Here is a 21,426-nt window from a genome sequence, read left to right as displayed (position 1 = left end):
GGGAGCGTTCGGCGGAGCACCCGCATTTGATTCACGAGTAAAACACTCGCTAAGGTGATGAAGTGAGTAGTCGAATTCCGCTTCCGGTCGCCGGAGCGCTGCGTCTCGGCCGGCCCCCGGAGATCTGGTTCAAGCCCGCCCTGAGCGTGGTCGCCGCCGTCGCTCCGCCCAACCTCACCCTGGTGGCGCTGGACCGGCTCGACCTTGCGGTGTACACGATGGCCGGATCCCTGTGCGCGCTCTACGCCCACAACCGCCCGTACGCCGCCCGGGCCCGGACCCTGGCATGGGTGCTGCTCGGCATGCTCGCCGGCCTCGCCGCCGCCCTCGTCGCCTCCTCGCTGACCACCGACGCCGTCGTGCTCGTCACCGTCGGCGCGGTGCTGGCCGCCGTCCAGAAGGTGCTGTGCGACGCGACCAGGATCGGCCCGCCCGGCAACGTGATCCTCACCTTCGTCAGCTCCGCCGCCCTGTTCGTACCGCAGACCCTCGGCGAGATCCCCGGGCACCTCGCCCTCGGGGCCGCGGCCGGCGCCTGGTCCTGGCTGGTCGGAATGGCCCCCGGCCTGCTCCGTCCCCACGGTCCGGAGCGCCGGGCCACGGCGGCGGCCCTGCGGGCGGCCGCCACGTACGCGGAGTCCCGCGACGACCATGATCCGGCCCAGGCCAGGACCGCCCTGGCCGCCGCCCGGCACGCCCTGGCCGGCGCGGGCCGCGCCACCGACGCCCGGCGCGCCCTGAGCCGCCTCGTGGACCGTGCCGAGATCGCCCTCGCGGCCCCGGCCGACGCCGACCCGGACCTGCTGCGCGACTGGGCCCGCCAGGTGCGCGGCACCCGGCCCGTGCCGCTGGTCGACGACCGCACGCTCCTGCGGGGCGAACCCGCCGCGCCGGACCCGCTGTGGGCCCGTGTCCGCCCGCTCGCCCGGATCGGCGTACGCACCGCCCTGGGCTGCGCGTTCGCCGGGTACGCCTCTCTCGCCCTGGGCGTCGGCCGGCCGTACTGGGCGCTGGTCACCGCCGCCTCCCTCTACCAGGCCAGCCTCACGCTCACCTGGGGCCGGGGCGTCCAGCGTGTCGTCGGCAATCTCCTCGGCGTCCTCCTCTTCGCCGCGCTCGTCCCCCTCGCCCACACCGGTGGTCTCGCCCTCGTCCTGTGCTGCGTCGCGCTGAACTTCGGCGCCGAGGCCCTGATCGGCCGCAACTACTGGCTCGGCAGCGTCTGCGTGACGCCCATGGCCCTGCTCATCACCGAGTTCGCCGGTCTCCAGGACCCGGGGCGCCTGATCGGCGAGCGGGTGCTCGACACCGTCGTCGGCGCGCTGGTCGGGCTTCTCGCCGCCGTGGCCGTTCCGGACCGCGCCGGCGCGCGGGTCGTGCGGAGGGCGCGCGAGGCACCCCGTACGCTCACCGGGACGGGACGCGGCGAGGGCCCGCGCCACGACCAGCGCACCGGCAGCGACATGACGGACAGCGACACGACGGAGGGCGTACGGCCATGACGGCGACGAACGGCGGGCCGACCGGGACGCGACAGGACACGGTGGCCGCCGTCGTCCGCCAGTGGCGGACCGTGCACCCCGGTCTCGACACCGCCCCCATGGAGATCATCGGCCGGATCAACCGCTGTTCCGCCCTGCTCCAGCAGGCGGAGGACGCGCCGCTGCGGCGGGCCGGGCTGAGCCGGGCCGAGTTCGACCTGCTGGGCGCGCTGCGGCGCACCGGCCATGAACTCACCCCCAGCGAGGTCGCCCGCGAGACCTTCTCCTCCGGGGCCGCCGTCACCAAGCGCCTCAAGGCGCTCACCGAGCGCGGACTGGTCGAGCGGCGCGGCGACACCCGGGACCGCCGGGTCGCCCACGTCCGCCTCACGGACGCCGGCCGGGACCTCGTGGACGGCATCCTGCCCGAGCAGCTCGCCTACGAGACGGCCGTCCTCGCCGACCTCGACACCGACGGCCGACAGGAACTGGCGTCCCTCCTCGGCGACCTGCTCACCCGCCTGGAGGGCCGCCTCGGCGGCCTGCGGACCTGACCGGCGTCAGATACCGGGCCGGTAGCGCAGCGGATGCTCCGCCGGCACCTCGACCAGCACGATCGGCAGGCCGTCCGGGTCGGCGATCCACATCTCGATCAGGCCCCACGGCTCCTGCCGGGGCGGCCGGACGATCTCGACGCCCTTCGCCACCAGCTCCTCGTGCGCCGCCGTCACGTCCTCGACCTGCATCCACAGCCGCACGGCCGGTGAGGGCGGCCCCTCCGAACGGCCGGAGACCTCCAGGAAGCCCCCGCCCAGGAAGTAGACGGTGCCGCGCTCGGCACCCGTCCCGAACTCCCGGTAAACGGCGAGACCCAACTGCTCGCCGTAGAAGAACCGGGACCGCTCGGGGTCGGTGGGACGAAGGAGAGTGCGGCCGCTCAGTACATGCACCATGCAGCCGCACCATAGCGGCGGGTTAGGCTCTGCGGTGCCCTAGCCGCGCCCTAGACGGGGGAGAACGCACCATGGACACCGCCGCGCCCGACGCCCGTGCCGGACTCGTCTTCCGTGACGCCACCGACGCCGACGTGGACACACTGGTCGCGCTGATCGAGTCGGCCTACCGGGGGGACTCCAGCCGTGCCGGGTGGACGACCGAGGCCGACATCCTCGAAGGACAGCGCACCGACCCCGAGGGCGTACGAGAGGTCCTGAAGGCGCCCGAGAGCCGGCTGCTCACCGTCGAGCGCGACGGCCGCGTGGTGGCCTGCTGCCACCTGGAGCACCGCGGGGCGTACGCCTACTTCGGGATGTTCGCGGTGAGCCCGGAACTGCAGGGGGCCGGGCTCGGCAAGGTGATCATCGCGGAGGCGGAGCGGCAGGCCCGGCTGACCTGGGGCGTGACCGAGATGCACATGACGGTGATCTCGGTGCGCGAGGAGCTGATCGCCTGGTACGAGCGGCGCGGCTACCGCCGTACGGGCCGGATGACGCCGTTCCCGTACGGCGACGAGCGCTTCGGCGTCCCGCAGCGCGACGACCTCCAGTTCGAGCTGCTGGTCAAGAAGCTCGACGAGGCGGAGGGCGCCCCCGCGGGACCGGCTACGCGGTGAAGCGGCCGGTGCGCTTGATCTCCGGGTAGTCGGTGGTCGCGCCGTCCAGCTCCAGGGCCCGGACGAGGCGCAGATGGTCCTGTGTGTTGACGACCCAGCCGATGATCCTGAGGTCGGCCTTGCGGGCGTGCTCGACCACCTCGAGGGTGAGGCGGCGGATGTTCAGGCAGACCGTCGCCGCACCCACGGCCACGGCACGGTCCACCACGTCGGTGCCGTAGCGGCTGGCGATCAGCGCGGTGCGCACCCCGGGGACCAGGCGGGCGATCTCGGCGACGGCGTCGTCGTGGAACGAGGACACCTCGACGCGGGAGACGAGGTCCCGCCGGTTCATCACCTCGGCGAGCGCCCTGGCGGCGGCGACGTCCTTGATCTCGGCCTGGAGCGGCGTCCGTACCGCGTCCAGCACCTCTTCGAACACCGGTACGCGCTCTCCGCGGCCCGCGTCCAGGGTGCGCAGCTCGGCGAGGGTCTTGTCGGCGATGGCGCCGGTTCCGTCGGTCGTGCGGTCCACGTCGGTGTCGTGCATGACGACGAGGGCGCCGTCCTTGCTCAGGTGGAGGTCGAGTTCGATGACGTCGAGGCCGGCCTGCTGGGCGGCGACGAAGGAACGGAGGGTGTTCTCGGGTTCGAGACCCATGACTCCGCGGTGACCGATGGTAAGGAAGTTCAAGACTCAACTCGCTTCCGTCGACGGCGGCTCGGCGCGGCGAACCGGAGGGCACTGTTCGCGTGGCAGCCCGCAGCCTAATGGCCGCCGCGCGTGATGAACCCCACATGTGCGTGGGGTTCGCGCTGCGTGACGTGGCACGGCTGGCGCACACGGCTCCGGGCGGTCACCCTGGGGTGGGCGAGTCTCGTGGGGATTGACCGAGGCTCCCTGGGTAGGAGGTGCATATGCCCACCCGACGGCGTCTGAATCGCGTTGCCCGCGTCCGGCAGGAAAAAGTTCGGTGACCTAGGGGGTGCGCAGGATAATTTCCGGGACCTCCTCTTGCTGGGAGGAACCTCGTATGTATACGGTCTCTTTACGCGAGGTTCTCCCGTGGAGGATGGGACATGACGGAAATTCTTGTGCAGGCGGCTTCGGGGGACCAGGTTCCTCCCGTGACCAGGGTGGTGGAGCACCCGGCATGGCCCGTGCTCAAGGATGCCGTGGAGCGGATCCGGCCATGGCAGTCCAAGGACGGGTCGATCGACTTCTCGGCCGAGGGCGCGCCCCAGCGCGGTGACGCCGAGACCGCCGTACGGCGTGTCGTCGAGGCCGTCGAGGCGCTCTCCCCGCTCCTGCCGCACGACGACGCCTACCACCAGGCCCTGGTGAAGGACCTGACCCGCTGGGCCGAGGACGGCTTCGGGATACCGGACTTCCTCGACTCGCTGCTGGCCTTCCAGCCGGCCGCGAACCGCGCGGACGGCCTTCAGCACCTGGTCGTCTTCCCGATGTACACGCAGAACGGCAACCCCGACCGCAACCTCGAGGCGGTCGTCCTGCGCATGGTCTGGCCGGACTGGCTGGCCGAGCTGGAGCGCACCCGCTACGACAACCCGCTGTTCTGCGGCATCAAGTTCGAGGACTTCACCGCGGGCTACGACACCAACTCCGCGGTCCTCTTCCCGGAGACGATCGCCGTACGCGAGGCGCCCGAGCGCTTCACCTGGGGCGGCATCTTCTGCGACCGCGAGGCCGCCCGCTTCCGCCGCGTCACCGACGCCGCCGTCGGCATCCTGGGCCTGGAGCTGCCCGAGGACATCGCCGCGATGGTCCACGACCAGAAGCGCTGCGAAGAGGCGTTCGTCCTGTGGGACATGGTCCACGACCGCACCCACAGCCACGGCGACCTGCCGTTCGACCCGTTCATGATCAAGCAGCGCCAGCCGTTCTGGATGTACGGCCTGGAGGAGCTGCGCTGCGACCTGACCGCCTTCAAGGAGGCCGTCAAGCTGCAGGCGGACGGCGTTCCGCAGGCCCGTGACGTGCAGTACGCCGTGCTGTTCGACCGCATGTTCCGCTTCCCGGTCACCGGTGAGCGCGTGCGCAACTACGACGGCCTCGGCGGCCAGCTGCTCTTCGCCTACCTGCACAAGCACGACGTGGTCCGCTGGACGGACAACAAGCTGCACATCGACTGGGACCGCGCCCCGCAGGTCACCAACCAGCTGTGCGCCGAGATCGAGAAGCTGTACCGCGACGGCATCGACCGCCCGAAGCTCGTCCACTGGTTCGCCGGCTACGAGCTCGTCTCGACCTACCTGGCCCCGCACCCGGGATCCAAGTGGGCCAAGGGCCCCGACGCCCTCGACCTGAGCCAGCCGCCCCGCAAACTCGTCGATGACGTGCTTCCGGACGAGTTTCCGCTGAGCATGTTCTATGAGGCCCTGTCCAAGAAGCTCAAGAACGTGATCGCCTCGACCCGGGGCATCACGGCGGACGACGCCGAGCGGATCGCCGCGTGAGCGACCGGGACACAGGCGACACGGCTCAGGCTGCCCAGGAGGCGAGGCGCATGGTGGGGAACGGTGCACTCAACGGTGCGGTGATCGCGGTGGCCGGAGCGGGCGGACCCGCCGGCCGGGCGGCGCTGCGGCGGCTCGCCGAGGCGGGCGCCACCGTCGTCGGCGCGGACAACGACCCCGAGCGCCTCGCCGAGGCCGTGGACGCGGCGCGCTACGCCTCCGGCGGCGCGAGCGTGACCGGGGAGACGGTCGACCTGCTCGACCTGGAGTCCACCCGTGACTGGGCGCTGCGCACCGAGAAGGAGTTCGGGCACGTCGACGGCGTGGTCCACCTCGTCGGCGGCTGGCGCGGCAGCGAGACCTTCATCAAGACCAGCCTCGACGACTGGGACTTCCTGGAGCTGCTGCTGATCCGTACCGTGCAGCACACCTCGCTGGCCTTCTTCGAGGCGCTCCAGCGCAGCGACCGGGGGCGCTACGTGCTGATCAGCGCGGCCGGCGCCACCAAGCCGACCGCGGGCAACGCGTCGTACGCCGCCGCCAAGGCCGCCGCCGAGGCGTGGACACTCGCGCTGGCCGACGCCTTCCGCAAGGCGGGGGGCGCCGAGGGCCCGACATCGGCGGCTGCCATCCTGGTGGTGAAGGCGCTGGTGCACGACGCGATGCGCGCCGACCGCCCCAACGCGAAGTTCGCGGGCTTCACGGACGTCCACGACCTGGCCGACGCGGTCGTGGGTGTCTGGGACCAGTCCGCCGCCGAAGTGAACGGAAAGCGCCTGTGGCTGACCGAGAAGCCGTGAACCCTCCGAAGACCGACGCCCGCCGTCACCACGACCCGGACGTCCGCGGCTTCGCCAGCGACAACTACGCCGGCGCCCACCCCGAGGTGCTCGCCGCCCTGGCCCTGGCCAACGGCGGGCACCAGGTGGCGTACGGCGAGGACGCCTACACCGAGAACCTCCAGCAGGTCGTCCGCGGGCACTTCGGTGCCACCGCGGAGGCGTTCCCGGTGTTCAACGGCACCGGTGCCAATGTCGTCGCGCTCCAGGCGGTCACCGACCGCTGGGGCGCGGTGATCTGCGCGGAGAGCGCCCACATCAACGTCGACGAGTGCGGGGCGCCCGAGCGGGTCGGCGGACTGAAACTGCTCACGGTGCCCACCCCGGACGGCAAGCTCACCCCCGAGCTGATCGACCGGCAGGCGTACGGCTGGGACGACGAGCACCGGGCGATGCCCCAGGTCGTCTCGATCACCCAGAGCACCGAGCTCGGCACCCTCTACACCCCGGAGGAGATCCGGGCGATCTGCGAGCACGCCCACGCGCACGGCATGACGGTGCACCTGGACGGCTCCCGGATAGCCAACGCCGCCGCCTCGCTGGACGTGCCCATGCGGACGTTCACCAACGCGGCCGGCGTCGACCTCCTCTCCCTCGGCGGCACCAAGAACGGTGCCGTCTTCGGCGAGGCCGTCGTCGTCATCAACCCCGACGCCGTCCGGCACATGAGGCATCTGCGCAAGCTGTCGATGCAGCTGGCCTCCAAGATGCGGTTCGTGTCGGTGCAGTTGGAGGCGCTGCTCGCCAAGGACCTCTGGCTGCGCAACGCCCGCCACTCCAACGAGATGGCCCAGCGGCTCGCGGAGGGCGTCCGCGCCGTCCATGGCGTGGACATCCTGTATCCGGTGCAGTCGAACGCCGTCTTCGCGCAGCTCCCGCACGACGTGGCGGAGCGGCTGCAGAAGAAGTTCCGCTTCTACTTCTGGGACGAGTCGGCCGGCGTCGTGCGCTGGATGTGCTCCTTCGACACGCGTGAGGACGACGTCGACGCGTTCGTCGCGGCGCTCAAGGAGGAGATGGCCCGCTAGGGGACGAAAGACCCTAGGGCTCACTCGACTCGGGCAACACAACAGGCCGGCGTCCTCGTGACGCCGGCCTGTTCGCGTATGTATGGCGGCCGGCCGTCCTAGCCCGCGGCGCTCTCCGCCGCGCGGACCTGCTCCGGGGTCGGGGCGGTGCCGCCGAGGTGCGCCGGCATCCACCAGGTGTCGTTGGCGTCCTTCGGGCGCACCGGGTAGGCGCGCTGGGCGGCCTCCAGCAGCTCCTGGACGCGCTCGCGCAGCTGGCGCGTGAGGGCACCGGCGTACTTCTCGCGGGACGCCTCGATGGCCTCGCCGACCCGGATGGTGATCGGGATGTGGCTGCGCTTGAAGTTGCGCGGGTGGCCCTTGGTCCACAGCCGCTGGGTGCCCCAGACGGCCATCGGGATCAGGGGCACACCGGCCTCCTGGGCCAGACGGGCGGCGCCCGACTTGAAGCTCTTCAGCGTGAACGACTGCGAGATGGTGGCCTCGGGGAAGACCCCGACGACCTCGCCGGAGCGCAGCGAGTCCAGCGCGTGCGCGAACGCCGCCTCACCCTGCTTGCGGTCCACGGGGATGTGCTTCATGCCCCGCATCAGGGGACCGGAGATCCGGTGCCGGAACACGGACTCCTTGGCCATGAAGCGCACGAGCCGCTTCTGGGGGAGTGCCGCCAGGCCGTTGAAGACGAAGTCCAGGTAGCTGATGTGATTGCTCACCAGCACGGCGCCGCCCGAGCGCGGAATGTTCTCCGACCCCTTGCAGTCGATCTTGAGGTCCCACACCTTGAACAGTGTCTGGGCGAAACCGACGACAGGACGGTAGACAAGCTCTGCCATGGACGGGGTGGACCCTTCCTTCAGTGCCTGGGAAGGAAGCTCCCAGAGGTAAGTTACGCAGCCGTAGGTTTACGGCTTGTCGCCGATCGTGCCCGAAGAACGGCCGACGGCCAAGCCCAAGTGCCCGGAAGCCGCGAGATCCTCGTCACGTCCACGCCATGATCGACCTCGTGCTTTTGATCGTTCTTTACCCGGCACGCACCGTCAGCCGCTTTACGAGCAGGTACATCTCGCACCCCAGGCAGTACCCGAAGACGGCGTTCAGGAACGCGGCCGCCAGCGCGGCACCGGTGGCCGCCAGGCCCAGCCACTGCGGCCCCAGCGCGTAGCCGACGAGACCGAGGCCCGCGAAGACCAGCCCGACCGCCTGGGCGAAGCGCGGCGGCTCCGGCGACTCGAAGGCGGTCGGCGGCCCGAGCCGCGGCCGCACCACCCGGCGGAACAGCACCCCGTACGGCGAGCGCCCCACCCCGCCCGCGGCGCCGAGCGCGAACGCCAGCGTCTGCCAGGCCAGCAGCCAGGCGCTCCCGGTGACCAGGACGACCGCCAGCACCACGGTCGTCACGGCCGCCCCGAAGCGCGGCCCCCTCACGTCGATGTCCATGAATCAAGCATTCCGCAGCGGACAGGCTTCCGGGAGGCGGGAATCTTTGCAGTCGCGTGAATGCTTGAGCAGGGTGATGACCGGACTCATGGTGTGCGTGGCGGTGCTCGCGGTGGCGAGCGCCTACGGAGTGCTGCAGCGGCGGCGGAACGGGAGGGTACGGGTGCGCGGGCGCGACGACGGGAAGCGGCTCGGCGCGGGCGAGCTGGGCGGCGAGCTCGGCGAGCGCGCGACGCTCGTGCAGTTCTCCAGCGCCTTCTGCGCCCCCTGCCGGGCCACCCGGCGGGTGCTGGGCGAGGTCGCCGGCATGGTGCCGGGCGTGCGGCACATCGAGATCGACGCCGAGGAGCACCTCGACCTCGTACGCCGGCTCGACATCCTCAAGACGCCGACCGTGCTGGTCCTCGACGCCGACGGAGCCGTCGTGCGGCGGGCCACCGGGCAGCCCCGCAAGGCGGACGTGATCGCGGCTCTGGGCGAGGCGGTCTGAGGGGCCGTGACGCCGAAGGTGAGTCATCTCCCACATGACGGAACGCACTTGACTGTGTGGACCACCTATCGTCAGCCTGACCGTATGTGTGAGGAACTCCTTCTCTCCGGACGGGCCCCCGCCGACCCGGCCCGCACCGTGGGCGCGCGCTGTCCGGGCTGTTGAAGCGCCACGGACCGCCCCGACTCCCCTCGCAGAAGGACAACTCCATGACGGCCTCTCCCGGCCTGGAATCCGCCCAGCTCGCCTCCCCCGACCTGCTCCGCTCCTTGTTCCGGCGCCATGCCGCCGGGGTGGCGGTGATCACCGCCCGCGGTGAGAGCGGGCCCGTGGGCTTCACGGCGACCTCCCTCAGCTCCGTCTCCGCCGAACCGCCGATGCTGTCCTTCGGCGTGGGCGCGGGCGCCTCCAGCTGGCCGGCCATCGCCGCGACGGACCACGTCGGCGTCCACATACTCGGCGAGCACCAGCGGGACCTGGCCGCGACCTTCGCCCGCAGCGGCGCCGACCGCTTCGGCGCGCCCACCGTCTGGCGGGAGGGCCCCGAGGGGGTCCCGGTGCTCGACGGCGTGCTCGCGTGGATGGTGTGCCGGGTGGTGGCGCGCGTCCCGGCGGGCGACCACCGCATCGTGCTGGCCGAGGTCGCCCTCGGCGACCCCTCCGGGCAGGGCCGCCCCCTGCTGTACCACCAGGGCCGGTTCACCGCGCTGCGTGACTGAGGTCACCGCGGCCATGTGACCGATCAGGCGCTCCCCGTGTTCTGCGGCGCCGTCGGATTCCGATTACGCTGCGTTGCGAAGGTCACAGTTCAAAGCGCTTGCTTAGCGGGAACGAACTGGGTGTACTGACGAGTAATATTTCGCTCGGGGCGCGGGTCGCCCCGATCGGGATCGGCCGCTTGGGGCGCCTATGCTGCCTGCAAGAGGCAGCAGAGAAATGTCGACGCAGTAGGAGAGCCGGCGTGAGCTTGAGGATCGTTGTCACTGTGAAGTACGTGCCCGACGCCACTGGCGACCGGCACTTCGCCGATGACCTGACCGTCGACCGGGACGACGTGGACGGTCTGCTCTCCGAGCTCGACGAGTACGCGGTCGAACAGGCGCTGCAGATCTCCGAGAACTCCGACGACGACGTCGAGGTCACCGTCCTGACCGTGGGCCCGGAGGACGCCAAGGACGCCGTGCGCAAGGCGCTGTCCATGGGTGCCGACAAGGCCATCCACGTCGAGGACGACGACCTGCACGGCACCGACGCCATCGGCACCTCGCTGGTGCTGGCCAAGGCGATCGAGAAGGCCGGCTTCGACCTGGTCGTCTCCGGCATGGCCTCCACCGACGGCACCATGGGCGTCGTCCCGGCCCTGCTGGCCGAGCGCCTGGGCGTCCCGCAGGTCACCCTGCTGTCCGAGGTCTCCGTCGAGGACGGCACCGTCAAGGGCCGCCGTGACGGCGACGCCGCCTCCGAGCAGCTGGAGGCCTCCCTGCCGGCCGTCGTGTCCGTCACGGACCAGTCGGGCGAGGCGCGCTACCCGTCCTTCAAGGGCATCATGGCCGCCAAGAAGAAGCCGGTGGAGTCCTGGGACCTGTCGGACCTCGACATCGAGGCCGAGGAGGTCGGTCTCGAGGGTGCCTACACCGTGGTCGACGGCGCGGCCGAGCGTCCGGCCCGCACCGCCGGCACGATCGTCAAGGACGAGGGCGAGGGCGGCAAGCAGCTCGCCGAGTACCTCGCGAGCCAGAAGTTCATCTAAGGCTCGACACGCCGACCGCCCCTCAACTTCGTTTCGCAGGAGAGCAATCCCATGGCTGAAGTTCTCGTCTACGTCGACCACGTGGACGGTGCCGTCCGCAAGCCCACCCTGGAGCTGCTGACGCTGGCCCGCCGCGTCGGCGAGCCGGTCGCCGTCGCGCTGGGCAACGGTGCCGGTGACACCGCCGCCACCCTCGCCGAGCACGGCGCCGTCAAGGTCCTCACCCACGAGGCCGCCGAGTACGCCGACTACCTGGTCGTACCGAAGGTCGAGGCCCTGCAGGCCGCCGTCGAGGCCGTCTCCCCGGCCGCCGTGCTGGTCCCCTCCTCCGCGGAGGGCAAGGAGATCGCCGCCCGTCTGGCGCTGCGCATCGGCTCCGGCATCATCACCGACGCCGTCGACCTCGAGGCCGGCGACGAGGGCCCGGTGGCCACCCAGTCGGTGTTCGCCGCGTCCTTCACCACCAAGTCCCGTGTCTCCAAGGGCGTCCCGGTCATCACGGTCAAGCCGAACTCGGCCGCCGTGGAGGCCGCCCCGGCCGCAGGCGCGGTCGAGGCCCTGTCGGTGACCTTCTCCGACAAGGCCACCGGCACCAAGGTCACCGCGCGCACGCCGCGTGAGTCGACCGGCCGCCCGGAGCTGACCGAGGCCGCGATCGTCGTCTCCGGCGGCCGTGGCGTCAACGGCGCCGAGAACTTCTCGATCATCGAGGCCCTCGCCGACTCCCTCGGCGCGGCCGTCGGCGCCTCGCGTGCCGCGGTGGACGCCGGCTGGTACCCGCACACCAACCAGGTCGGCCAGACCGGCAAGTCGGTCTCGCCGCAGCTGTACATCGCCTCCGGCATCTCCGGCGCGATCCAGCACCGCGCGGGCATGCAGACCTCGAAGACGATCGTGGCGATCAACAAGGACGCCGAGGCCCCGATCTTCGAGCTGGTGGACTACGGCGTCGTCGGCGACCTGTTCGACGTCGTCCCGGCCCTGACCGAGGAGATCAAGGCCCGCAAGGGCTGATCCCCACCCGGCACACCGAGGCCCCCGTGACCGTTTCCGACGGTCACGGGGGCCTCGTGCGTCGCATGATGGGCGGGGGTGTACGGACCGGCCGCCCGTGGACACGGTGTTGACCAGGGAGAAGCACTCCGGATACGGTCGTTCAACAGATTGTTGAATTCGTGGGGCGGAAGCGGAGGGTGCGGCCATGGGTCAGCAGGAGAAGGTGACGACGAGCCTCGCGGGCGCCGTCAGCGAGGAGATCGACGCCTCCCTCGCCCCCGTCGACGCCGAACTGGAGCGCCGCTACCCCGGGGACCCCGGTACCCGTCAGCCCGTCCACACCGTCTACGTCCCCGGCGACGCCTTCGCCGCCGACACCGTCCGCTCCTGGGGCGACCGGGCCCTCGCCGCCCTCGACGAACACGCCCCCGACGCCGCGTCGTTCGCCGCCGTGCTCGGCCTCTCCGACGCACTCGCCGAGCCGGTGTACACGCGGGTCCGCGCCAAGCTGGAGCGCGAGCCCGTCGAGGACCTGCGCGTCGACTTCGAGGACGGCTACGGCGCCCGCCCCGACGCCGAGGAGGACGAGGCCGCCGCCCGCGCTGCCCGGCTGATCGCCCAGGCGTACCGGGACGGGACGGCCGCCCCGTACATGGGCATCCGCATGAAGTGCATGGAGGCGCCCGTCCGCGCGCGGGGCATCCGCACCCTCGACATCTTCCTGACCGGTCTGATGGAGGCCGGCGGCCTGCCCGGCGGACTGGTCCTGACGCTGCCCAAGGTCACCTACGCCGAGCAGGTCACCGCCATGGTGCGGCTCCTGGAGGAGTTCGAGAAGGCGCACGGCCTGGACGCCGGCCGGATCGGCTTCGAGATCCAGATCGAGACCAGCCAGGCCATCCTCGCCGCCGACGGCACCGCCACCGTCGCCCGTATGATCCAGGCCGCGCAGGGCCGCGCCACCGGACTGCACTACGGCACGTTCGACTACAGCGCCTGCCTCGGCGTCTCCGCCGCCCACCAGGCCAGTGACCACCCGGCCGCCGACCACGCCAAGGCGGTCATGCAGGTCGCCGCGGCCGGCACCGGCGTACGCGTCTGCGACGGCTCGACGAACGTCCTGCCCGTCGGCCCGGCCGAGCAGGTCCACGCGGCCTGGCGGCTCCACTACGGCCTCACCCGCCGCGCCCTCGCCCGCGCCTACTACCAGGGCTGGGACATGCACCCGGGCCACCTGCCCACCCGCTACGCCGCCGTCTTCGCCTTCTATCGCGAGGGGTTCCAGCAGGCCGCCGCCCGGCTCGCCCGGTACGCCAACCGGGCCGACGGCGACGTCATGGACGAGCCCGCCACCGCCAAGGCGCTCAGCGGTCATCTGCTGCGCGGCCTGGACTGCGGCGCCCTCGACATCGGCGAGGTGGCCCGGCTCACCGGTCTGACCCGCGCCGACCTGGAGGGCTACGCCTCACCCCGCCGCGGCGACCTGACGGCGTCCGGAAGCTGAGGCCGGCGCCGCCCCGCTGATGTCAGGCCCCGAGGTACGGCTCGAGCCCCGACGCCGTCACCAGCTTCTCCTGCGCGAACACCGCCGTGCCGAGCGCGCACAGCCGCACGTCCTCGCGCACCCGCGCGCTGAACTCCTCGGGCGTGACGCCGAACAGCTTCCGCAACCGGGCCGACCCCGACAGCAGTCCGGTGAGCAGCGGACGCTGGCCCGGGTGGGTGCGCGGCGCGCCCGTGCCGTCGTGCAGGACGCCGTGGCGGTTGACGTAGACGAAGGCGCCGGGCAGCGTCCTGCCGTCCGCCAGGCCGATCCGTACGTCCGGCGCGGGCAGCCACGCGCGGGCGTAGTTGCCGTCGGACCGGGGCACGCCCTCGCTGGCGTCGATGACCGCGAGCTGCTCCTCGTCCAGCCAGGTCACGAACAGCTCGGTGACGCGGCCGGGCGCGAGGAAGGGCGCGGCGGCCAGGTAGCCCCCGCGGCTCACGTGGGCAGAGACGCCCACGGCGAGACCCGTCACCCGTGTCCTCACCAGCGGCACCGGGGAGTCGATCCCGAACGCCCGCATCTTGCGCCGCAGTTGGGCGGGGCAGGCGTTGGAGCCCACCGCGAGGACCGGGGTCCGGTCGTCGTGCACCAGGCGCTCCAGCGGCAGGAGCCGGTCACCGTCGAGGAGCGCGGAGTCGGCCGGCCAGGCGCCCGGGTAGAGCAGCGGATGGTCGTGGGGCGCCTCGGCCAGGCCCAGCGCCTCCAGCGTGCGGTCGTCACCCGCCGCCGGACCCGCCTCGGACGTGCCGTCCATGCCCGGTCAGTCCTCGGGCGGCAGCTCGCCCGAGCCACGGGTGACGAGCCTGGTCGGCAGTTCGATGCGCTCGGGAGCGACCAGGGTGCCGTCCAGCTGGCTGAACAGCCGCTCGGCCGCCGTACGCCCGAGGGCCGCCGCGTCCTGGGCGACGACGGTGACCCCGGGCTGCAGCAGGTCGGCGAGCTCGATGTCGTCGAAGCCCACGAGGGCGACCCGGCGGCTCTGCGCGGCGAGCACCCGGATCACGGTGACCGTCACCCGGTTGTTGCCGGTGAAGATCGCGGTGACGGGGGAGGGGCCCTTGAGCATGTCCTCCGCGGCCCGGCGCACCCGCTCGGGGTCGGTCACCCCGAGGGACATCCAGGCGTCCTCCACCGCTATCCCGGCGTCCTCCATGGCGGCCCGGTAGCCGCGCAGCCGTTCGGCGGCCGTGTGGATACGGGGCATGTCGCCGATGAAGCCGATCCGCCGGTGCCCGTGGCCGATCAGGTGGGCCACGCCGTCGCGGGCCCCGCCGAAGTTGTCCGACAGGACGCAGTCGGCGTCGATCTGACCGGCCGGGCGGTCCACGAACACGGTCGCGACGCCGGCCTTCAGCTCCGGCTCCAGATAGCGGTGGTCGTCACCGGCCGGGATGACCACCAGCCCGTCCACGCGCCGGGCGCACAGCGCGAGCGCCAGCTCCTGCTCACGGTCGGGGTCCTCGGCGCTGGAGCCGTTGATGAGCAGGGCGCCGTGCGCCCGCGCCACCTCCTCCACCGCGCGGCTCAGCGGGCCGTAGAAGGGGTCCGCGAGGTCCTCCAGGACCAGGCCGATGCTCGCCGTGCGGCCCTTGCGCAGCACGCGGGCGCTGTCGTTGCGGCGAAAGCCCAGGGCGTCGATGGCCTCCTGGACGCGGCGCTCCGTCTCCGGTGTGACTCCGGGCTCCCCGTTGACCACGCGCGAGACGGTCTTCAGCCCGACTCCGGCACGCGCCGCGACGTCCTTCATGGTCGGCCGGTTGCCGTAGCGGCTCTCGGGAAGTCGGTCGGAACGGCGGATGGTCTCGGGCACGATGCGGTGTCCTGTCCTGTTCTCGTCCACGGGGATGCGTCGGTCCATGGGCTTGTATGAGGATGTGGCGTCGAGCATAGAGCCTGGACAACGTTGTCAGATCCAGGAGAGACTGTCCACCGCAATCTCCGGCCTGCGCCCCCACCGCCAGACCGGCGCGTCCGATTCCCGTCGTCGTGGGCGGGAGTTCCGAATGGTTGACGGGGAGAACTGACTCAGATGCACAACGACCTCGTGGCTGCGCTCGACATCGGCGGCACCAAGATCGCCGGGGCGCTGGTGGACGGTCACGGCACGATCGCCCTCCGGGCGCAGCGCCCGACTCCGGCGCAGGAGGACGGCGAGACCGTGATGCGGGCCGTCGAGGAGGTCGTCCAGGAACTCGCCGCCTCTCCTTCGTGGGGGCGGGTCTCGGCGCTCGGGATCGGCAGCGCGGGACCGGTGGACGCCTCGGCGGGCACCGTGAGCCCCGTGAACGTCCCCGGCTGGCGCGGCTATCCGCTGGTCCGCCGGGTCAGGGAGGCGACCGGCGGGCTGCCCGTCGAGCTGATCGGCGACGGCGTGGCCATCACCGCGGCCGAGCACTGGCAGGGGGCCGCCCAGGGTCACGACAACGCGCTGTGCATGGTCGTCTCCACGGGCGTCGGCGGGGGCCTGGTGCTGGGCGGGCGGCTGCACCCGGGACCCACCGGCAACGCGGGCCACATCGGTCACATCAGCGTGGACCTCGACGGCGACCTGTGCCCGTGCGGCTCGCGCGGCTGCGTGGAGCGCATCGCGAGCGGCCCGAACATCGCCCGCCGCGCCCTGGACGGCGGCTGGCGGCCCGGACCGGACGGCGACACCTCGGCCGCCGCGGTCGCCGCCGCCGCGCGCGAGGGCGACCCGGTGGCCGTGGCCTCCTTCGAGCGGGCCGCGCGGGCCCTGGCCGCCGGGATCGCGGCCACCGCGACCCTCGTGGAGATCGACATAGCGGTGATCGGCGGCGGTGTCGGCAAGGCCGGCGACGTCCTGTTCACACCGCTGCGCAAGGCCCTCGCCGACTACGCGACCCTGTCCTTCGTCCGGAGCCTGACCGTCGCGCCCGCCCGGATGGGCACCGACGCCGGGCTGGTCGGTGCCGCCGCGGCCGCGCTCGCCGGCCGGACGGGCGTGGCCGCGGCGGGGGTCTGACCCTCGCCCGGAGGGCGCCTCAGCAGCTCAGCCGCGCCTCGGCCCAGTCCCCGTGGTCCGAGGTGACGCCGTCGCCGCCGTCGGTGACGACGAGCCGGACCACCTGCGCGCCGGTCACGTCCGCGGTGAGCGGCCGGGCCGGCATGGCGTTGGTCAGGACGCCGGTCGAGGCGGCCTTCGTGCCGTCCGCCCAGACCTCGAAGACGACGCTCCCGTCCGCGCCCTCCTCGTCGTCCACGCCGACGTGGGCCGTCACCGTCTCGCAGGCGCCGCCCGTGTAGTAGCCGACCGAGCTCGCGGCGTGGACGCCGAGCCCGGTGCCGTACACGACCCCGCCGATGGTGATCGGGTTCCCGTCGCCCGCCGCGCTCTCGCCGTTGCTGGTGCCGCGCTCGACCGGCCCCCATCCGTTGGTGGCCGACAGCCAGGGCAGGTCACCGAGTTCCGAGGTCCCCGCGGGCGGCGCGGTCACCACGGTCGCGGTGAGCGGCAGTGTGGTCTCGACCCGGTCGCCGGCCGGTGGGCGGTGCCGCACGGTGAGCGTGAGGGCGTACGGCCCCGTGGGCGTCCCCCGGGGGACGGTGACCTCCCAGCCGGTACGCAGGGTGCGGCCCGTGGGCAGTGCGGGCGAGGTGGCCGGTGACGTCGGCCGCAGGGACCAGCCCGCGGGCCCGGACAGGGACACGGACACCTGCCGGGCGGCCGTACGCCCGAGATCGGTGACCGTGGACGTCAGCGGGACCGTCCGGCCGGGCTCGAACAGCAGGCCGCCGTCCAGGCCGAGTTCGACCGCGGGCGGGTGCTGGGCCCACCGGCCGTCGGCGGCGACGCGGACCAGGACGGTGCCGTGCGCGGGCACCGTCGCGGAGATCGTGCCCGCCGTGTTGTAGGTGCGGTGCCGCCACAGGTCGCGCAGGGTGTAGGCGTCGGCGGCGGGCAGCCCGACCTCCTCGGCGGTCGTCGTGACGCGCTGGGCGGTGTCGGACTCGTTGAACAGCGCCACCGCGCGGCTGCCGTCCCTCATCTCCTTGGCGACGACCCAGCGCCCGCCCTCGGAGGAGACGACCCTGCCCTGCCGGCCCAGGGGGTCCTGGTCGACGGCGACGACCTCGCGATTGCCGAGGATCTCGAAGGTCTCCGCGGAGGCGGTGCGCAGGTCGGCGCCGATGAGCAGCGGCGCGGCCATGATCGCCCACAGCGAGAAGTGCGAGCGGTACTCGGTGCCGGTCATGCCGCCGTTGCCGACCTCCAGCATGTCGGGGTCGTTCCAGTGGCCGGGGCCCGCGTGGTCCGCGAGCGGCAGGTTCTGCTTGAGGATCGACAGCATCGAACCCCAGTTGTCGCTGATGTCGCCGGTCGTGCGCCACAGGTGGCCGACATCGGCGGCCCACTCCCAGGGCTTGTTCTCGCCCCATTCGCAGATGCTGTAGACGATGGGGCGGCCGGTGGCCCGCAGCGCGTCGCGCATGGTCGTGTAGCGCTGCCGGGCGTCCACGCCCTGGTTGTTGCAGTTGTCGTACTTCAGGTAGTCGACGCCCCAGTCGGCGAACTGCCGTGCGTCGCTGTACTCGTGGCCGAGCGCGCCCGGGAAGCCGGTGCTGTCGCAGGTCTTGGTGCCGGCGCTCGTGTAGATCCCGAACTTCAGCCCCTTGGCGTGGACGTAGTCGGCGACCGCCTTGATGCCGTGCGGGAAGCGGGCCGGGTCGGGCACCAGCTTGCCGTCGGCGTCCCGGGAGGGCAGCGCCCAGCAGTCGTCGAGGTTGACGTACCGGTATCCGGCGTCCTTGAGCCCCTTCTCGACCAGGAGGTCGGCGATGCCCTTGACCATGGCCTCGTCGAACTCGGCACGGCAGTGGGTGGAGTTCCAGTTGTTGAAGCCCATGGGCGGGGTCAGGGCGAGACCGTCGTCCACGGCGGGAGCCGAGGGAGCGGCACTCACGGCGCCCGCCGCGGGCGTGGCGAGCCCGGCCGCGCAGAGCAGTGCCGCGGTGAGCGTCCCGATCAGTCTCGTCCGGATGGTGCGGGTGTGAAGGTGACGCATGGTCACGTTCCTCCGTCCCTGCAAAGGGTGGCGTCATGTACGCGTCATGGTTCGGTTCACGTTAGAACCTGTCGGACTGTGTTGGAAAGTGGTCGGACTTGAAGTCTCCGCAAACGGGGGGCGTTTGAGGTTTTGAACGCGTTCAAATATGGGCTAGGGTCATCCCGTACGAGAGGGGAACCCCATGAAGATCGTCATCCCCGGGGGCACCGGGCAGGTCGGCGCGATCCTGAACCGCGCACTCACGGCGGCCGGCCACGAGGTCGTCGTCCTGACCAGGCGCCCGGCCCGGGCGGGCCAGGTCGGCTGGGACGGCACGACCCTGGGGCCGTGGGCGGCGGAGATCGACGGCAGCGACGTCGTCGTCAACCTGGCCGGACGCAGCGTCAGCTGCCGCTACACCGCGCCCAACCTCAAGGCCATGATGGACTCGCGGGTGCGCTCGACCGAGATCGTCGGCGAGGCGATCGCCCGCGCCGCCCGGCCGCCGCGCGTCTGGCTCCAGATGAGCACGGCCACCGTCTACGCCCACCGTTTCGACGCGCCCCACGACGAGGCGACCGGCGTCATCGGCGGCCGGGAACCCGATGTGCCGGGCTACTGGTCCTACAGCGTCGACATCGCCAAGGCCTGGGAGCGGGCCCTGGACGAGGCGGACACCCCGGGCACCCGCAAGGTGGCCCTGCGCTCCGCGATGGTCATGAGCCCGGACCGGGGCGGCGTGTTCGACGTCCTGCTGCGGCTGGCGCGCCTCGGGCTCGGCGGACCCGTCGCGGGTGGCCGGCAGTACGTCTCCTGGATCCACGAGCACGACTTCGTCCGCGCCGCCGAGCATCTGATCGCCCGGGACGACCTGGCCGGGCCGGTCAACCTCGCCGCCCCGGGGCCACTGCCGCAGCGCGCCTTCATGAGCGCCCTGCGTTCCGCCGCGCGCGTCCCCGTCGGTCTGCCCGCGACGAAGGCGATGGCCGAGATCGGCGCCTTCGTGCTGCGCTCCGACACCGAACTCCTGCTCAAGAGCCGCCGGGTGGTCCCCGGCCGACTGCTCGACGCGGGCTTCCGCTTCACCCACCCGGACTGGCCGGACGCGGCCCGCGAGCTCGTCGGGCGGCGCCGGGAGGTCCGGCGCGCGGCCCGAGTCCGGCCGTCGTCCGATCCGTCCGGGGCCGGGGCGTGACCGTCCGGCCGTTTTCGCAGTTGAACCGGCCATGAAGAAGCGCAGCATGCTCGCCATCGCCTCCCTGGCCACCGGATTCGTCGTCGCCGCCGTCACCCCGTCGCACTCGGCCGAGCTGGCCGGCCCTCCCGGGACCGGCGCCCCCGACACCGGGCTGCCCGGTCTCACCGGCGGACAGATCAAGGCCGCCGGGGTGGATGTGAGCGGGAAGAAGATCGACGGCCTCGGCACGACCGGTGCGACCAAGCTCGCGGGCGTCAATGTGGACCAGGCCCTTACGACCTTCGGCGAGGCCGTCAACCGGGAAGCGGACCGGGCCGTGAACGACGCCCCGCACCGCACCGCCGGGAAGAAGGGCTGACAGGCCCCTCCGGACCGCCCGCACGGCGCCGCACCCCCGCTCCCGAGCGGAGGGCGGCGCCGTCGTCATGCGCCCTCTCCTCGGAGTGGTTTCCGTGGCAGTGTGGAGCGGGCAAGCCACAGGGGGCCAACAGAAGAGGGGGAACCGTGATCGTCTGGATCAACGGCGCGTTCGGTGCGGGGAAGACCACCACCGCACGGGAGCTGATCGAGCTGATCCCGAACAGCACGCTCTTCGACCCCGAGGTCATCGGCGCGGCGCTCACCCACCTGCTGCCGCCCAAACACCTGGCCGAGGTCGGCGACTTCCAGGACCTGCCGATCTGGCGGCGCCTGGTGATCGACACCGCGGCGGCGCTGCACGCCGAGCTCGGCGGGACGCTCGTGGTCCCCATGACCCTGCTCCGCCAGGAGTACCGCGACGAGATCTTCGGCGGTCTCGCCGCCCGCCGCATCGCCGTCCAGCATGTCCTCCTCGCCCCGGCGGAAACGATCCTGCGCAAGCGGATAGCGGGGCGCGAGATACCGCCCGACCCGCCCGACGGCGAGATACGCGTCCGGCAGTGGTCCTACGACCACATCGAGCCCTACCGCGCCGCGCTCGCCGCGTGGCTGGTGGCGGACGCCCACCCGGTCGACAACAGCTGTCTGACGCCGTACGAGACCGCCGTGCGGATCGCCGCGGCGGTCGGCAGCGGCGAGGTGCCGGTCTGCGACATCGTGCAGACGCCGGAGCCCACCGCCGAGACCCTCGCCGCCGGGGTGCTCCTCTTCGACGAGCGGGACCGCGTCCTGCTGGTCGACCCCACGTACAAGGCCGGCTGGGAGTTCCCCGGCGGTGTCGTCGAACCCGGCGAGGCGCCCGCGCGCGGCGGCATGCGCGAGGTCACGGAGGAGACCGGGATACGGCTCCAGGACGTGCCGCGGCTCCTGGTGGTCGACTGGGAGCGCCCCGAACCGCCCCGCTACGGCGGTCTGCGGCTGCTGTTCGACGGCGGCCGGCTGGACTCCGCCGACGCCGAGCGGCTGGTGCTGCCCGGACCCGAGCTGCGGGACTGGCGCTTCGTCACCGAGGCCGAGGCCGCCGAGCTGCTGCCCCCGGTGCGCTACGAACGGCTGCGGTGGGCGCTGCGGGCCCGTGAGCGCGGGGCGGCGCTGTACCTCGAGGCGGGGACCCCGGCACCGTCCTGAACGGGCGGGGGGCACCGGCGTGCCCCCCGCCGCCG

The 21,426-nt window shown here is 72.3% G+C and carries 22 protein-coding genes; 15 read left to right on the top strand and 7 right to left on the bottom strand.

The features are described 5' to 3' along the window. Positions 1–62 precede the first annotated feature (62 nt). Both ACFV46_RS08380 and ACFV46_RS08375 read left to right on the top strand, forming a co-directional pair. Positions 63–1,502: an FUSC family protein gene (locus tag ACFV46_RS08380; RefSeq protein ID WP_385497483.1), complete on the top strand. Its 1,440-nt coding sequence runs from the start codon at positions 63–65 to the stop codon at positions 1,500–1,502. Further along, positions 1,499–2,035, top strand: coding sequence for a MarR family transcriptional regulator (locus ACFV46_RS08375; RefSeq protein WP_361929151.1), 537 nt, complete (start codon positions 1,499–1,501; stop codon positions 2,033–2,035). Before ACFV46_RS08380 ends, ACFV46_RS08375 begins: the two co-directional genes overlap by 4 nt. Before the next feature lie 6 nt (positions 2,036–2,041). Here the strand turns inward: ACFV46_RS08375 and ACFV46_RS08370 are convergent, their stop codons facing one another. Further along, a complete protein-coding gene (locus tag ACFV46_RS08370) occupies positions 2,042–2,434 on the bottom strand; it encodes a VOC family protein (RefSeq protein ID WP_385497482.1) in 393 nt (130 codons plus the stop codon). Positions 2,435–2,505: 71 nt separating this feature from the next. On the opposite strand from ACFV46_RS08370, the gene ACFV46_RS08365 reads away from it, so the two are divergent. Beyond that, positions 2,506–3,093 (top strand): GNAT family N-acetyltransferase, encoded by a 588-nt coding sequence (locus tag ACFV46_RS08365; RefSeq protein WP_385497480.1) that lies wholly within the window; start codon positions 2,506–2,508, stop codon positions 3,091–3,093. Here ACFV46_RS08365 and ACFV46_RS08360 read toward each other — a convergent pair. Then, positions 3,083–3,766: a glycerophosphodiester phosphodiesterase family protein gene (locus ACFV46_RS08360; protein WP_361929142.1), complete on the bottom strand. Its 684-nt coding sequence runs from the start codon at positions 3,764–3,766 to the stop codon at positions 3,083–3,085. The genes ACFV46_RS08365 and ACFV46_RS08360 overlap by 11 nt on opposite strands. Before the next feature lie 386 nt (positions 3,767–4,152). Between ACFV46_RS08360 and ACFV46_RS08355 the strand changes: the two genes are divergently transcribed. From ACFV46_RS08355 to ACFV46_RS08345, 3 genes are read left to right on the top strand one after another with little or no spacing between them, the layout of a single operon-like run. Further along, positions 4,153–5,550, top strand: coding sequence for a DUF6421 family protein (locus ACFV46_RS08355; protein ID WP_385497479.1), 1,398 nt, complete (start codon positions 4,153–4,155; stop codon positions 5,548–5,550). A 50-nt stretch (positions 5,551–5,600) separates the two neighbouring features. Next, positions 5,601–6,350, top strand: a complete 750-nt coding sequence (locus tag ACFV46_RS08350) for an SDR family oxidoreductase (RefSeq protein WP_361929136.1) — start codon at positions 5,601–5,603, stop codon at positions 6,348–6,350. After that, positions 6,347–7,417, top strand: coding sequence for a low specificity L-threonine aldolase (locus ACFV46_RS08345; protein ID WP_361929133.1), 1,071 nt, complete (start codon positions 6,347–6,349; stop codon positions 7,415–7,417). Before ACFV46_RS08350 ends, ACFV46_RS08345 begins: the two co-directional genes overlap by 4 nt. Before the next feature lie 98 nt (positions 7,418–7,515). Here ACFV46_RS08345 and ACFV46_RS08340 read toward each other — a convergent pair whose 3' ends face one another. Both ACFV46_RS08340 and ACFV46_RS08335 read right to left on the bottom strand, forming a co-directional pair. Beyond that, a complete protein-coding gene (locus ACFV46_RS08340; protein WP_361929130.1) occupies positions 7,516–8,250 on the bottom strand; it encodes a lysophospholipid acyltransferase family protein in 735 nt (244 codons plus the stop codon). A 187-nt stretch (positions 8,251–8,437) separates the two neighbouring features. Then, positions 8,438–8,854: a DUF4395 domain-containing protein gene (locus ACFV46_RS08335; protein WP_376729822.1), complete on the bottom strand. Its 417-nt coding sequence runs from the start codon at positions 8,852–8,854 to the stop codon at positions 8,438–8,440. Between the two features lie 76 nt (positions 8,855–8,930). On the opposite strand from ACFV46_RS08335, the gene ACFV46_RS08330 reads away from it, so the two are divergent. From ACFV46_RS08330 to ACFV46_RS08310, 5 genes are all read left to right on the top strand, one after another. Further along, positions 8,931–9,344 (top strand): thioredoxin family protein, encoded by a 414-nt coding sequence (locus ACFV46_RS08330; RefSeq protein WP_361929124.1) that lies wholly within the window; start codon positions 8,931–8,933, stop codon positions 9,342–9,344. Between the two features lie 209 nt (positions 9,345–9,553). Next, positions 9,554–10,063, top strand: coding sequence for a flavin reductase family protein (locus ACFV46_RS08325; RefSeq protein ID WP_385497477.1), 510 nt, complete (start codon positions 9,554–9,556; stop codon positions 10,061–10,063). A gap of 242 nt (positions 10,064–10,305) precedes the next feature. Continuing rightward, complete coding sequence (locus tag ACFV46_RS08320) at positions 10,306–11,094, top strand: electron transfer flavoprotein subunit beta/FixA family protein (protein WP_385497476.1); 789 nt, start codon at positions 10,306–10,308, stop codon at positions 11,092–11,094. Between the two features lie 51 nt (positions 11,095–11,145). Next, positions 11,146–12,108, top strand: coding sequence for an electron transfer flavoprotein subunit alpha/FixB family protein (locus tag ACFV46_RS08315; protein ID WP_361929118.1), 963 nt, complete (start codon positions 11,146–11,148; stop codon positions 12,106–12,108). Positions 12,109–12,295: 187 nt separating this feature from the next. Continuing rightward, positions 12,296–13,594 carry a DUF6986 family protein gene (locus ACFV46_RS08310; RefSeq protein WP_385497474.1) on the top strand — a complete coding sequence of 433 codons (1,299 nt, stop codon included), beginning with the start codon at positions 12,296–12,298 and terminating at the stop codon, positions 13,592–13,594. A 22-nt stretch (positions 13,595–13,616) separates the two neighbouring features. Here ACFV46_RS08310 and ACFV46_RS08305 read toward each other — a convergent pair whose 3' ends face one another. Both ACFV46_RS08305 and ACFV46_RS08300 read right to left on the bottom strand, forming a co-directional pair. Beyond that, a complete protein-coding gene (locus ACFV46_RS08305; protein WP_376729819.1) occupies positions 13,617–14,393 on the bottom strand; it encodes a hypothetical protein in 777 nt (258 codons plus the stop codon). A gap of 6 nt (positions 14,394–14,399) precedes the next feature. Then, positions 14,400–15,497, bottom strand: a complete 1,098-nt coding sequence (locus tag ACFV46_RS08300) for a LacI family DNA-binding transcriptional regulator (RefSeq protein ID WP_361929109.1) — start codon at positions 15,495–15,497, stop codon at positions 14,400–14,402. Between the two features lie 171 nt (positions 15,498–15,668). On the opposite strand from ACFV46_RS08300, the gene ACFV46_RS08295 reads away from it, so the two are divergent. Beyond that, on the top strand, positions 15,669–16,622 hold the full coding sequence (locus ACFV46_RS08295) for an ROK family protein (protein ID WP_385497473.1): 954 nt from the start codon (positions 15,669–15,671) through the stop codon (positions 16,620–16,622). Positions 16,623–16,641: 19 nt separating this feature from the next. On the opposite strand, the gene ACFV46_RS08290 is transcribed toward ACFV46_RS08295, so the two are convergent. Next, positions 16,642–18,663: an NPCBM/NEW2 domain-containing protein gene (locus tag ACFV46_RS08290; protein WP_385497472.1), complete on the bottom strand. Its 2,022-nt coding sequence runs from the start codon at positions 18,661–18,663 to the stop codon at positions 16,642–16,644. A gap of 184 nt (positions 18,664–18,847) precedes the next feature. Between ACFV46_RS08290 and ACFV46_RS08285 the strand changes: the two genes are divergently transcribed. The 3 genes from ACFV46_RS08285 (at position 18,848) to ACFV46_RS08275 (ending at position 21,391) form a co-directional block, all read left to right on the top strand. Further along, entirely contained in the window at positions 18,848–19,840 is a 993-nt protein-coding gene (locus tag ACFV46_RS08285; RefSeq protein WP_385497470.1) for a TIGR01777 family oxidoreductase, read from the top strand. A 31-nt stretch (positions 19,841–19,871) separates the two neighbouring features. Then, the gene (locus ACFV46_RS08280) at positions 19,872–20,201 is read left to right on the top strand and encodes a hypothetical protein (RefSeq protein WP_361929167.1); all 330 of its coding nucleotides are present in this window, start codon (positions 19,872–19,874) and stop codon (positions 20,199–20,201) included. Positions 20,202–20,347: 146 nt separating this feature from the next. After that, positions 20,348–21,391 (top strand): NUDIX domain-containing protein, encoded by a 1,044-nt coding sequence (locus ACFV46_RS08275; protein WP_361929099.1) that lies wholly within the window; start codon positions 20,348–20,350, stop codon positions 21,389–21,391. The last annotated feature ends 35 nt before the right edge of the window (positions 21,392–21,426 follow it).

This window comes from Streptomyces sp. NPDC059852 (assembly GCF_042731455.1).
In the GTDB taxonomy this organism is placed as follows: Bacteria; Actinomycetota; Actinomycetes; order Streptomycetales; family Streptomycetaceae; genus Streptomyces.
Note: the sequence above shows the minus strand (reverse complement) of the source record. Positions and strands in the feature narration are given on the sequence as shown.